Here is a 12,565-nt window from a genome sequence, read left to right as displayed (position 1 = left end):
TCCCGCCGAGAAACCTTTCGCACCCGCGGAGCCGACGCCGCGGGCGTGTCCCGTCACCTCTCTCATCACCCCGCAAGGAGAACGAAGACCATGACCCCTCAACCCCAAGCACCGGCCAGTCGGCACACAGGGGCCGCACGATGAGGGTGCTACTGCTCGGAGCCAACGGCTTCATCGGCCGTTTCGTCGCCGACCGGCTGCTCGCCGACCCGGCCGTCCACCTCACCGCGCTCGGCCGGGGCGACGACGCCGACGTGCGCTTCGACCTCGCCTCCGGCAGCCCCGGCGCGCTCACCCGCTTCCTGGACGCCGTCCACCCCGGGGTCGTCGTCAACTGCGCCGGCGCCACCCGCGGCGGCGCCCGCGAGCTGACCCGGCACAACACCGTCGCCGTCGCCACCGTCTGCGAGGCCCTGCGCCGCAGCGGCTGCGGGGCCCGGCTCGTCCAGGTCGGCTGCGCCTCGGAGTACGGGCCCAGCCAGCCCGGCTCCTCCACGGCCGAGGACGCGATCCCGCGCCCCGGCGGCCCGTACGGGGTGTCCAAGCTCGCCGCGACCGAACTCGTCCTCGGCTCCGGGCTCGACGCCGTCGTCCTGCGGGTCTTCTCCCCGGTCGGCCCCGGCACGCCCGCCGGCTCCCCGCTGGGCCGCCTCGCCGAGGCGATGCGCCGCGCGATGCAGGCCGGGGACGGCGAGCTCAAGCTCAGCGGTCTCGGTGTGCAGCGGGACTTCGTCGACGTACGGGACGTGGCGCGGGCCGTCCACGCGGCCTCCCTCTCCGCGGCCCAGGGCGTCGTCAACATCGGCACCGGGCGCGCCGTCCGGCTCCGGGACGCCGCCGCCGTCCTCGCCCGGGTCGCGGGCTACGCCGGCAACCTGCACGAGCTGGACGGACCGCACGGCATCCCGCAGCGCCCGATGATCGGCGCCCCCCGCACCGAGGGGACCATCGCCGACCAGCTGGGCGCCGCCCCGTACCCGTACCCCGACGGCTGCGGGCCCTGGCAGCAGGCCGATGTCCGCACCGCCCGCGACCGGCTCGGCTGGCGGCCCCGGATCAACCTGGAGGAGTCCCTGGCCGACATCTGGATGGAGGCGGCGTGTCGCATCTGACGACGACCACGGCCACCGGGGCCGTCCAGGCGCTCGGCTTCGGTGTCCCCGGCTACGCCCATCCGCTGCTCGCGCCCGTCGAGTGGGGCGAGCTGACCCGTCCCGGGACCCCGCTGCACTGGGCCGTGCTCAATGTGGCGGAGGGCCCGGGGACCCGTCCCGACCCGCACTGTCTGGAGGCGGCCGGGAAGCTGCGGAACGCCGGGGTCAGGGTCCTCGGGTACCTGGACCTGGCGTACGGCTCCCGGCCCTTCGGGGAGCTCGTCTCGGACGCCCACCGCTTCCTCGACTGGTACAAGGTCGGCGGTTTCTACCTGGACCGCGCCCCCGCCGACCGGGCCGACCTGGCGGGGACGCGGCGGCTCACCGCGACCCTGGAGGCCGTGCTCGGCGGCGAGGCCCACCTCGTCCTCGGCCACGGCACCCACCCCCACCCGGGGTACGCCGAGGCCGCCGACCAGCTGGTGACCTTCGCCGGCTCCTGGGTGGACTACCGCTGGTCGCAGGTGGCGGAGTGGACGGCCGAGTACACGGAGGCCAAGTTCGTCCACCTCGTCCACGGCGTCCCGCGCACCCACCTCGACGAGGCCCTGCGGATCGCGCGCTGGCAGGGGGCGGGGACGATCTTCTTCACCGACCGCGCCGGCCGTCCGGGACAAAGCGACCAATTCCACACCCTGCCCGGCTACTGGGACGAAATCGTCTCGCGGATCGGAACGGGTGTCTCGGAATGAGAAGGGGCGTGGCAGTGTTACGGGGAGAACAACCGTACTGACATACCGACCATCGGAGACTCCGTGTCGCTGCCACCCCTGGTCGAGCCGGCTTCCGAGCTCACCGTAGACGAGGTCCGCAGGTACTCCCGCCACCTGATCATCCCGGACGTCGGGATGGACGGGCAGAAGCGGCTCAAGAACGCCAAGGTGCTCTGTGTGGGCGCCGGCGGTCTCGGCTCGCCGGCCCTGATGTACCTGGCGGCGGCCGGCGTGGGCACGCTCGGCATCGTGGAGTTCGACGAGGTCGACGAGTCGAACCTCCAGCGCCAGATCATCCACAGCCAGGCCGACATCGGCCGCTCCAAGGCGGAGTCCGCGAAGGACTCGGTCCTCGGCATCAACCCGTACGTGAACGTGATCCTTCACGAGGAGCGGCTGGAAGCCGACAACGTGATGGAGATCTTCGGCCAGTACGACCTGATCGTCGACGGCACGGACAACTTCGCCACCCGCTACCTGGTGAACGACGCCTGCGTGCTGCTCAACAAGCCGTACGTCTGGGGCTCGATCTACCGTTTCGACGGCCAGGCCTCGGTGTTCTGGTCCGAGTACGGCCCCTGCTACCGCTGCCTCTACCCGGAGCCCCCGCCGCCGGGCATGGTCCCGTCCTGCGCCGAGGGCGGCGTCCTGGGCGTGCTCTGCGCGTCCATCGGCTCCATCCAGGTCACCGAGGCCATCAAGGTCCTGGCCGGCGTGGGCGACCCGCTGGTCGGCCGCCTGATGATCTACGACGCCCTGGAGATGCAGTACCGCCAGGTCAAGGTCCGCAAGGACCCGAACTGCGCGGTCTGCGGCGAGAACCCGACCGTCACCGAGCTCATCGACTACGAGGCCTTCTGCGGCGTCGTGTCCGAGGAGGCCCAGGAGGCGGCGCTCGGCTCGACGATCACTCCCAAGCAGCTCAAGGAGTGGATCGACGGGGACGAGAAGATCGACATCATCGACGTCCGCGAGCCGAACGAGTACGAGATCGTCTCGATCCCGGGCGCGCGTCTGATCCCGAAGAACGAGTTCCTGATGGGCAACGCCCTCCAGGACCTCCCGCAGGACAAGCGGATCGTCCTGCACTGCAAGACGGGTGTCCGCAGTGCGGAGGTCCTCGCGGTGCTCAAGTCCGCGGGCTTCGCGGACGCCGTCCACGTCGGCGGCGGCGTGATCGGCTGGGTCCACCAGATCGAGCCCGAGAAGCCGGTCTACTAGAAGCGGTGCACGGAAGGCCCCGGACCTCAGGTCCGGGGCCTTCCGCGTGCCTAAGGGCCGGCTACTTGCAGACCGTGCCCGAGGTCGGGACCTTGCCTTCGAGCAGGTACTGGTCCACCGCCTTCTTCACGCACTTGTTGCCGCTGTTGTAGGCGCCGTGGCCCTCTCCCTCGTACGTCAGCTCCACGCCGACGCCCTCGCCGAGCGCGTTCACCATCGCCCGGGCGCCCTCGTACGGCGTGGCCGGGTCGCCGGTGTTCCCGACGACGAGGATCGGCGCCGAGCCCGGCGCCGAGACGTCCGGGTGCTCCCAGACCCCGGGCACCGGCCACTGCGAGCAGCTCGCCAGCGCCCAGCCCATGAAGTCGCCGAAGACGGGGGAGGCCTCGCGGAACTGGGGGAGCCGCTCCTTCGCCTGCCCGAGGGTGTAGCGCTCCTTGAAGTCCACGCAGTTGATGGCGGCGTTCGCGGCCTGGATGTTGCTGTACGAGCCGTTCTCGCCGCGCCCGTTCATCGAGTCGGACAGGGAGAGGAGCAGTGCCCCGTCGCCGCCGTCGGCCGCGTCGAGCCCCTGCTCCAGATACGGCCAGAACTCCTTCGAGTACAGGGCCTGCGCGATCCCGTTGGTGGCCTGCGTCTGGGTCAGCTTGCGGGAGCCGATGCCGGGGATCGGCTCCTTGTCCAGGGCCGCGAGGAGGTCGGTGATCCCCGCCTCGATCTCGGCGACGCTGCTGCCGGGCAGGGTGCACTCGTCGGCGCGGTCCACACAGTCCTGGGCGAAGTTGTCCAGGGCCAGCTGGAAGCCCTTCGCCTGGCCGAGGGCGCCGTCCTCGACGCCCGCGTCCGGGTCGACGACGGCGTCGAAGACGGCCCGGCCGACGTTCTTGGGGAACATGTGGGCGTAGACGCCGCCGAGTTCGGTGCCGTACGAGATGCCGAAGTAGTGCAGCTTCTCGTCGCCGAGGACCTGGCGCATCAGGTCCATGTCCCGGGCGGCGTTCTCGGTGCCTACGTGCGGCAGGGCCGCGCCCGCGTCCCGCTCGCAGCCCTGCGCGTACCGCTTCTGCGCGTCGGACAGCGTCCGCTCCTCGGCGGTGTCGTCGGGCGTGAAGTCCAGGGCGTAGTAGGCGTCGAGCTCCTTGTCGGTGGCGCACTCGACCGGATCGCTCCGGCCGACCCCGCGGGGGTCGAAGGAGACCAGGTCGTAGCGGCCGCGCAGGGCCTCGTAGTCGGTGGCGAAGCCGGGCAGGGCGGTGACGCCGGAGCCGCCGGGCCCGCCGAAGTTGAAGACGAGCGAACCGATCCGCCGGGCGCTGTCCCGGGCCTTGGCGCGGATGAGGGCCAGCTCGATGGTCTCGCCCTCCGGCACCGCCCAGTCGAGCGGGACCTGGAGGAAGGAGCACTCCCAGGAGGCGCCGCCGGGCAGCGGGGAGGGCGGGGGCCCGCCGCCCTCGGCGGCGGAGGGCGCCGGACACGGGGCCCAGGACAACTTCTGCGCCGTCAGCGCCGAGAGCCCGGACGTGCCGCTCGGCTTCACCGGCCCCGCCGCTTCGTCTCCCCCGTCCGAGCAGCCGGCGGCGAGCAGCACGGTGGTGGCGGTCAGCAGAGCGGCGCGCTGGGCGGCGGAGATCGGCATAGGCCCATCGTGGGCCGCCGCCCGGGCCCCCGCGCGGGACGGGGGTCCAAGCGGGTGGCGGCCTACAGGGCTTCCCGCTTGGTCAGCCAGTTGAAGCAGATCCACCCCGGCAGCACCGGGATCCACAGCGTGAGCAGGCGGTACAGGAGCACCGCCGGGGTCGCGACCTCGATCGGCAGACCCACCGCCACCAGGCCGAGGGTGAGCGCGCCCTCGACCGCGCCGACGCCGCCCGGTGTCGGCGCCGCCGAACCGAGCGCGTTGCCCGCGAGGAAGACGACGGCCACGCTCGCGTAGCTGAGCGTCGTGTGGCCGTGCCCGAAGGCCCGGATCGAGGCGTCCAGGCAGAGCACGAACACACCGGTGAGGAGCAGCATCCCGCCGATGCCCGTCGCCAGCTTCATGGGCCGCTGGAGCACGTCCAGCATGCGGGGCACCACACCGGCGAAGAGCGAGCGCAGCCGCGTCGACACGAACTTGCGCATGAACGGGATCGCCGTCACCACCAGGACGAGCACCGCGACCGTCAGGAGCCCGGCGATCACCGTCCTCGACGGGGTGAAGGACTGCGACTTCTCCGTGCCCGTCAGATAGCCGAAGGAGAGCAGCAGCATGATGTGCGCGCCGAGCTGGAAGAGCTGCGAGGCGCCGACGCTCGCCACCGCGAGTCCCGGGCGCACTCCCGAGCGCTGCAGGAAGCGGGTGTTCAGCGCGACGCCGCCGACCGCCGCGGGGGCGACGATCTTCACGAAGGAGCCGGCGACCTGCGCGGCCACCGTCCGCCAGAACCCGACCCGCTCGGGTACGAAGCCGAGCAGGGCCATCGCCGCCGCCACGTAGCTGAGCGCCGAGAACAGCACGGCGGCCGCCACCCAGCGCCAGTCCGCCTCGCTGACCGTCGACAGCGGCGTACGGGCGATCTGCGAGAGCAGGAAGTACGCGGCGACCGCGCCCGCGATCATGCTGACGAGGGTCCGCGGCTTGATCCGCTCCAGACGGACGGGCTCCACCGGGGCCTGCGGGCGGATCAGCAGCACCTGCTGCCGGATCTGCGCGAGCAGGTCCTCCTCGCGGGCCTCGTCGAGGGCGGTGTCGAGGGCCCGCTTCTCGGCCTTCTTGTCCGCCTTCTTCTCGGCCTTCGTCTCCGCCCGTACGGCCTTCTTGTCCGCGGCCGCCTCGGCCTTCGCGAGCTCCCGCTCGTGCTTGGCCGCCTCCGAGGCCGCGAGCACGGCCTCCCGCTCCCGCGCGGACCGCTCCCGGGCCTGCTTCCGCAGCGTCGCGCGCGTGGAGCGGCTCAGCGCGATCGGCTGGAGCAGCGGCAGACAGTCGGCCACGGCGTCCGGGCCGAGGACCTCGACGGCCGCGGCGACCACGCGCTCCGCCCCCACCCGCAGACCGAGGGTGGTGAGCAGCTGGGCGACGTCCATCCGCAGGACCAGGTCGCCGGCGGCGATCTCGCCGCCGCGCAGATCGGTGAGGATCACCCTGCCGGAACGATCCACCAGGATCGCGTCCCCCGTGAGCCGGCGGTGCGCGATCCGGCGCGACTGCAGCGCCCGGACCTGCCGCCAGGCGCTGAGGACCAGCTCGTCGGTGATCTCGGTGTCGTCGAGCGAGTCCAGGCTCCGGCCCCCGATGTGCTCGTACACGAGCATCACGGCGTCCGGGCCGAGCTCCGAGGTGGCGATCAGCTTCGGCGCGTTCGCCCCGGCGGCGATCGCCGCGTACGCGAGGAGCGCCTCCTGCTCCAGGGCCTGGCGCAGCGAGACGATCGAGCGGCGGGTGGTGATCGTCCGCAGGGTGATCCGCCGCCACGCGCGGTAGAAGAAGCCGTGCGCCTGCTGCTCCCGGTCGACGACGGTGACGTCGAGCGGCGGCCCGTCCTCCAGGGTCACGATGTACCGGCGGCCCCGGTCCCCGCTGTCCGCCGCGTCGGGCACGCCCTCGGCGCGCAGGGCGGTCACCGGCCGGAAGCCGACCCGGCGCAGGCCGGCGAGGAGGTTCTGCCCGGTGGGCCGGACGTTCGGGGAGCCGACGGCGTACAGCGTGCCGTACGCGACCGTCCAGCCGATCAGTACGGTCAGGATGATCGAGAGGGCCGTGGTGTAGCCGGCCACCAGCATCGTGAACGCGTCGAGCAGCAGCACCGCCCAGAGCGACACCCGCCAGCGGGGCCTGCGGGCCATGCCGACGGCGGTCATGTACGCGATGACCGGGGCGAGGTAGTTGTGCACCGGGTCCGTGAGACCGCCGCCGGACTGCGGCTGGGTCAGCGCGTCCTGGATCGTGCCGGGCGCGGCCTGGGCGACCCAGAGGTCGGTGGCGAGGGTGACGCCGTGCGCCAGGACGGCGGCGAGGACGCCGTCCGCGATGCGCAGCCCGTCGCGTTTGATCAGCCGCTCGATGGCGAAGGCGACCGGCACGAGCAGGACGGCGATGGAGGAGACGAGGCCGGCGATCTTGACGAAGACGTCCGGGGCGCCGACCGCGCCCTTGTTGATGTCCTCCTCCAGACCGGAGGTCGTGGCGTGGGCGAACGCCGCGACGGCGATGACGAGCCCGATGGCGAGCAGGCCGACGAGCAGCCGCATCAGATCGGAGGGCCGGTGGACGCGGGCGGCGAGCAGCGGCTCGTCGCCGGAGACCTTTTCGGGCACGTCGGGCTGAGCCCCCTCAGGAGGCTTCGTGTCCTGGCCCATCACCATGTCCGTCTCTGCATGTGCGTCTTGTCGATCTTGCTTCTGTGCTCGTTCTTGTTCTTGTACTTGTCGCTCTTGATCTCGTATCACCAGTCACCGCCCGGACGATGGTGGCACGAAGAGCCGCCGCGCGGAGGCATCAGGGCCATGTCGGTGCGGTGAGGCAGGATGGGGCGGATGAGCATGGAGGAACCCGTGGGGGAGCCCGGAGAACTGCCCGAATACGCGGAGCGGGTGCTCGACGTCGCCGACGCGATCCCTCCCGGCCGCGTGATGACGTACGGCGACGTCGCCGAGTGGCTGGGCGAGGGCGGACCCCGCCAGGTCGGCCGTGTGATGGCACTGTACGGCGGATCGGCCCCGTGGTGGCGGGTCGTCCGCGCCGACGGCACGCTGCTGCCCGGCCACGAGCTCCGGGCCCTCGGCCACTACCGCGAGGAGGGCACCCCGCTGCGCGCGGCGGGCCCGGCGGCCGAGGGGCACGTACCGAGGATCGACATGCGGCGGGCCCGCTGGGACGGCGCTCCGGGGGAGGAGGGGACCGCGTCCGGGGGTGCCCGAACTCACACCTGAGCGAGCCGCCCCGGTGGGCGGGGCCGGGACGGGTCCGCGGGGGTGGACGCGGTACGGAGTACGGCTCGTCGACGGCCCGCTTCGCGTAACGTCGACGTTCGCGTCTCCCGAGGCGGCGGCCACGGCACACGGCGGCCTCACCCGCACCACCACACCCACCAGGACCGGCGAACCACGTGAGCTCCTCCTCCACCACCCGGCGTACGCCGCCGCACCAGGGACAGCCGTACCCCGGTCAGGGACGGCAGCGGATCCCGGGCGCGTACCGACTGGTGCGCACCACGCCGGCCCCGCTGGATCCCCCTCAGCTGGACGCAGTCCAGCGGGCCGTGGTTGACCACACCGGCGGACCTCTCCTCGTCCTCGCCGGACCCGGTACCGGAAAGACGACCACCCTGGTCGAGGCCGTCGCCGCCCGCATGGAGAACGGCGCCGACCCCGAACGCCTCCTCGTCCTCACCTTCAGCCGCAAGGCCGCCGTCGAACTCCGCGACCGCATGGCCGGCCGGCTCGGCGGCCGCCGCCCGCCGCAGGCCACGACCTTCCACTCCTACTGCTACGCCCTCATCCGCGCCCACCAGGACGCCGAACTCTTCGCCGAACCGCTCCGGCTGCTCTCCGGACCCGAGCAGGACCTCGCCGTCCGCGAACTGCTCGCCGGCCAGATCGACCTGGAGAAGACGGGCCTCGGACACGTCCGCTGGCCCGACGAACTCCGCGCCTGCCTCACCACCCGCGGCTTCGCCGACGAGGTACGGGCCGTCCTCGCGCGCTCCCGCGAGCTGGGCCTCGGACCGGACGCCCTGGCCCGCTTCGCCGACCGGGTCGGCCGCCCGGACTGGAAGGCGGCGGCCGGCTTCCTCGCCGAGTACCTCGACGTCCTCGACCTCCAGGGCGTCCTCGACTACGCGGAGCTCGTCCACCGGGCCGTACCGCTCGCCCGGGACGCCCGCCTGCCCGCGTACGACGCGATCTACGTCGACGAGTACCAGGACACCGACCCGGCCCAGGTCCGGCTCCTCCACGCGCTTGCGGGCGGCGGCCGCAGCACGGTCGTCGCCTTCGGCGACCCGGACCAGTCCATCTACGCCTTCCGCGGCGCCGACGTGAACGGCATCCTCGACTTCCCGTCCACGTTCGGCGGCGCGGCCGTCAAGGTCCTGCGCACCTCCCGCCGCTCGGGCGCCGAGCTGCTCGGGGCGACCCGGCTGCTCGCCCAGCGGATGGCGATGCCCCGGCTCCCCGCCGACAAGGTCCGCGCCCACCGCGAACTCGCCCCGACGCGGGACGGCGGCCGGGCGGAGGCGTACACCTACCCCACGGCCTCGGCGGAGGCCGAGAACATCGCCGACCTGCTGCGGCGCGCCCACCTGGAGGACGGCGTGCCCTGGCAGGACATGGCCGTCCTCACCCGCGCCGCCGCCTCCCTCCCGTCCCTCCGCCGCGCCCTCACCTCGGCGGGGGTCCCGGTGGAGACGGACGCGGCGGACACCCCGCTCCGCCACGAACCGGCGGTGACGCCGCTGCTGCTGGCACTGAGGGCGGTGGCCTCCGTGGGGGGCAGGCGTTCCGCAGGGCCGGAACGGGTCGGCACAACCCACGACGGCGCCGCACCGGTCCCGGACAGCGCGCCCCAGGACACCGCACCCGCCGAGCCGGCCGCACCCGCGGAGCCGGAGCCCGCCGAGCCGGCCGCGCCCGTCGAGCCCGAGCCCGCCGAGCCGGCCGCACCCGCCGTGCCCGAGCCTGCCGAGCCGGCCGCACCCGCCGTGCCCGAGCCCGCCGGCTGGCTCACGGTGGAGACCGCGCTGGAACTCCTCGCCTCCCCCCTCGCAGGCGTCGACCCCGCCGACCTCCGAAGGCTCGGCCGCGCCCTCCGCGACGAGGAGCGCGCCGCCGGCAACAAGGTCCCGGCGCCCTCCGACGTCCTCCTCGCCCAGGCACTCGCCGAGCCGGAGCGCCTCGTCGCCCACGACCCCGCCTACGCCCGCGGCGCCCAGCGCCTGGGACAGCTCCTCCAGGAGACCCGCGCGCTGCTCGACGCCGGCGGCACCGCCGAGGAGGCCCTCTGGGTGCTCTGGAAGGGCACCCCCTGGCCCGGCCGCCTGGAGCGCGCCGCCCTGCGCGGCGGCCCCGCCGGCCGCAATGCCGACCGTGACCTCGACGCCGTCTGCGCGCTCTTCGAGACCGCCGCCCGCGCCGAGGAGCGCGTCGGCGGCCGAGGCGTCCTCAACTTCCTCGAAGAGCTCGACGCCCAGGACATCGCCGCCGACACCCTCACCCGCCGGCACACCCGCCCGGACGCCGTCCGCCTGATGACCGCCCACCGTTCCAAGGGCCTGGAGTGGAGCTTCGTCGTCGTCGCCGGCATGCAGGAGGGCCTCTGGCCGGACCTCCGCCGCCGGGGCTCCCTCCTCGAAGCCGACCGCATCGGCCACGACGGCCTCGCCGAACCCCTCACCCCCGGCGCCCTCCTCGCCGAGGAGCGCCGCCTCTTCTACGTCGCCGCCACCCGCGCGCGTGACCGGCTCGTCGTCACCGCCGTGAAGGCCGCCGCGGAAGACGGGGACCAGCCGTCCCGCTTCCTCACCGAGCTCGGCGCCGAGCCGAAGGACGTCCCCGGCCGCCCGCGCCGCCCGCTCGCCGTGTCCGCGCTGGTCGCCGAGCTGCGCGCCACCACCGTCGACCCGGAGGCCTCGCCCGAGCTCCGGGAGGCGGCGGCCGACCGGCTCGCCCGGCTGGCCGCGCTCACCGACGAGGACGGCCAGCCGCTGGTCCCGGCCGCGCACCCGGACCGCTGGTGGGGCCTGTTCGAACCGACGCGCAGCGCGACGCCGCTGCGCGACCGCGACCGGCCCGTGGCGCTTTCGCCCAGCGCGCTGGAGAACCTCGTCTCCACCTGCTCGCTCCAGTGGTTCCTGGGCCGCGAGGTCAAGGCGTCGGCCCCCGCCACCGCCGCCCAGGGCTTCGGGAACGTCGTCCACGTCCTCGCCGACGAGGTCGCCTCCGGGCGCACCCCGGCCGACCTCGACGTGCTGATGGCCCGGCTCGACTCCGTCTGGGACGCGCTCGCCTTCGACGCGCCCTGGAAGTCGGCGCAGGAGAAGCAGCACGCGCGCGTGGCCCTCGAACGCTTCCTGAGCTGGCACGTCATGGACCGCGGCGGCCGTACCCCCGCCGCCTCCGAGCACGGCTTCGACGTGACCCTGGAAGCGGGGGAGTACGAGGTCCGGATCCGGGGCTCCATGGACCGCGTCGAGACCGACGAGCACGGGCGCGCGTACGTCGTCGACTTCAAGACCGGCAAGTCCGCCCCCACCAAGGACGAGGTCGCCCACCACCCGCAGCTCGCCGTCTACCAGCTCGCGGTGCGCGAAGGCGCCCTCGACGAGGTCTTCGGCGGCGACCGCCCGGAGCCGGGCGGCGCCGAGCTCGTACAGCTGCGACAGGCCGCCCCGAAGAAGGAGGGCGGCGACGCCCTGCCCAAGGTCCAGGCGCAGGAGCCGCTGACCGGGGAGTGGGTCGGCGAACTGCTCGCCAACGCGGCGGGCCGGGTCCTCGACGAGCGGTTCACCCCGAGCACCGGCCAGCACTGCACGACCTGCGCCTTCCGGGCCTCGTGCAGCGCCCAGCCGGAGGGCCGCCAGGTCGTCGACTGACCCGGGGCCGTGTGCGGAGCGTCACGTAGCCCTCCGTACATCCCTCACCCGGTCTCACGGGTCACTCTTTGCGCGCCCGTCCAAAGGCGCGGTGAAGAGAAGCTGTGAAAGACGCTGTGAGGAGTACGCGCATGAGGGCCAACCGGAAGCTCTGGGCGGCGGCGACGGTCTGTGTGGCCGTGGTCGCGGGTGTCACGGGCTGTTCCACGGGCGACGACAAGGCCGCCGACCCCTTCGCGGGACTCACGGCCGACGCCATCGCCGACAAGGCCGTCGACACGACGAAGGCGGCCACCGCCTTCCGCATGAACGGCGCCGGCAAGACCGACGGCGAGGAGATGACCGTCGACTTCGCCGTCGACGACAAGGGCAACTGCAAGGGCACGATGCAGGCCCCCAAGGGCGGCAAGGCCGAGATGCTCGCCACCGGCGGCAACAGCTACATGAAGGGCGACGACGCCTTCTGGAAGTCCTCCGGCGGCGAGGAGGGCGCCTCCTCGGACGAGTCCGACTCCATGTCCGCGCTGCTCAAGGGCCGCTGGATGAAGATGCCCGCCGGCGCCGGCGAGGACGAGGACAACTTCTGCGACCTCAAGAAGATCGTCAAGGACATGGACGAGGAGACGCCGCGCAAGGGCCTGACCCGCGAGGCCGACGCCGACGTCGACGGCAAGCCGGCCGCCGTCCTCACCAAGAAGGACAAGGGCGAGTCCACGACCTTCTACGTGGCCAAGGACTCCGCGAAGCCGTACATACTCCGTGTCGTGACGACCGGCGGCGACGACCCGGGCACGGTCACCCTCAGCGAGTTCGACAAGCCGGTCACCGTCACCGCCCCGCCGAAGGGCGACGTCGTCGACATGGAAGAGCTGATGAAGGGCGCTTCCTGACCCACGCCGGGCCCTGAGGC

General features: G+C 73.2%; 8 protein-coding genes. 6 read left to right on the top strand and 2 right to left on the bottom strand.

Going from position 1 to position 12,565, the window contains the following annotated elements; translation table 11 throughout:
- Window positions 1-140 precede the first annotated feature (140 nt).
- The 3 genes from ACF07V_RS00365 to moeZ all read left to right on the top strand — a co-directional run bounded on the left by ACF07V_RS00365 (window position 141) and on the right by moeZ (window position 3,088).
- Window positions 141-1,112 (top strand): NAD-dependent epimerase/dehydratase family protein, encoded by a 972-nt coding sequence (locus ACF07V_RS00365; RefSeq protein ID WP_392150673.1) that lies wholly within the window; start codon window positions 141-143, stop codon window positions 1,110-1,112.
- On the top strand, window positions 1,100-1,846 hold the full coding sequence (locus ACF07V_RS00360; protein ID WP_392150672.1) for a spherulation-specific family 4 protein: 747 nt from the start codon (window positions 1,100-1,102) through the stop codon (window positions 1,844-1,846). Before ACF07V_RS00365 ends, ACF07V_RS00360 begins: the two co-directional genes overlap by 13 nt.
- A 63-nt stretch (window positions 1,847-1,909) precedes the next feature.
- Window positions 1,910-3,088: an adenylyltransferase/sulfurtransferase MoeZ gene (moeZ, locus tag ACF07V_RS00355; protein ID WP_392150671.1), complete on the top strand. Its 1,179-nt coding sequence runs from the start codon at window positions 1,910-1,912 to the stop codon at window positions 3,086-3,088.
- Between the two features lie 61 nt (window positions 3,089-3,149).
- On the opposite strand, the gene ACF07V_RS00350 is transcribed toward moeZ, so the two are convergent.
- Together ACF07V_RS00350 and ACF07V_RS00345 are read right to left on the bottom strand one after the other, a co-directional pair.
- Window positions 3,150-4,724, bottom strand: a complete 1,575-nt coding sequence (locus ACF07V_RS00350) for an alpha/beta hydrolase (protein ID WP_392150670.1) — start codon at window positions 4,722-4,724, stop codon at window positions 3,150-3,152.
- Window positions 4,725-4,786: 62 nt separating this feature from the next.
- Complete coding sequence (locus ACF07V_RS00345; protein WP_392150668.1) at window positions 4,787-7,429, bottom strand: lysylphosphatidylglycerol synthase domain-containing protein; 2,643 nt, start codon at window positions 7,427-7,429, stop codon at window positions 4,787-4,789.
- 162 nt (window positions 7,430-7,591) lie between these two features.
- Between ACF07V_RS00345 and ACF07V_RS00340 the strand changes: the two genes are divergently transcribed.
- The 3 genes from ACF07V_RS00340 (at window position 7,592) to ACF07V_RS00330 (ending at window position 12,545) form a co-directional block, all read left to right on the top strand.
- Window positions 7,592-7,996 (top strand): MGMT family protein, encoded by a 405-nt coding sequence (locus ACF07V_RS00340; RefSeq protein ID WP_392150667.1) that lies wholly within the window; start codon window positions 7,592-7,594, stop codon window positions 7,994-7,996.
- 176 nt (window positions 7,997-8,172) lie between these two features.
- On the top strand, window positions 8,173-11,655 hold the full coding sequence (locus ACF07V_RS00335; protein WP_392150666.1) for an ATP-dependent helicase: 3,483 nt from the start codon (window positions 8,173-8,175) through the stop codon (window positions 11,653-11,655).
- Window positions 11,656-11,786: 131 nt separating this feature from the next.
- Complete coding sequence (locus ACF07V_RS00330) at window positions 11,787-12,545, top strand: hypothetical protein (RefSeq protein ID WP_392150665.1); 759 nt, start codon at window positions 11,787-11,789, stop codon at window positions 12,543-12,545.
- Window positions 12,546-12,565 lie beyond the last annotated feature (20 nt).

The sequence above is a fragment of the Streptomyces sp. NPDC015661 genome, from assembly GCF_043077765.1.
Classification (GTDB): domain Bacteria; phylum Actinomycetota; class Actinomycetes; order Streptomycetales; family Streptomycetaceae; genus Streptomyces.
The sequence above is the reverse complement of the archived record's forward strand: the minus strand, read 5'-3'. Positions and strand labels throughout refer to the sequence as shown.

Coding starts and splice junctions, on each gene's coding strand:
- ACF07V_RS00330 (WP_392150665.1), top strand. CDS start 11,787: ATGAGGGCCAACCGGAAGCTCTGGGCGGCGGCGACGGTCTGTGTGGCC.
- ACF07V_RS00350 (WP_392150670.1), bottom strand. CDS start 4,724: ATGCCGATCTCCGCCGCCCAGCGCGCCGCTCTGCTGACCGCCACCACC.
- ACF07V_RS00345 (WP_392150668.1), bottom strand. CDS start 7,429: ATGGTGATGGGCCAGGACACGAAGCCTCCTGAGGGGGCTCAGCCCGAC.
- ACF07V_RS00365 (WP_392150673.1), top strand. CDS start 141: ATGAGGGTGCTACTGCTCGGAGCCAACGGCTTCATCGGCCGTTTCGTC.
- ACF07V_RS00340 (WP_392150667.1), top strand. CDS start 7,592: ATGGGGCGGATGAGCATGGAGGAACCCGTGGGGGAGCCCGGAGAACTG.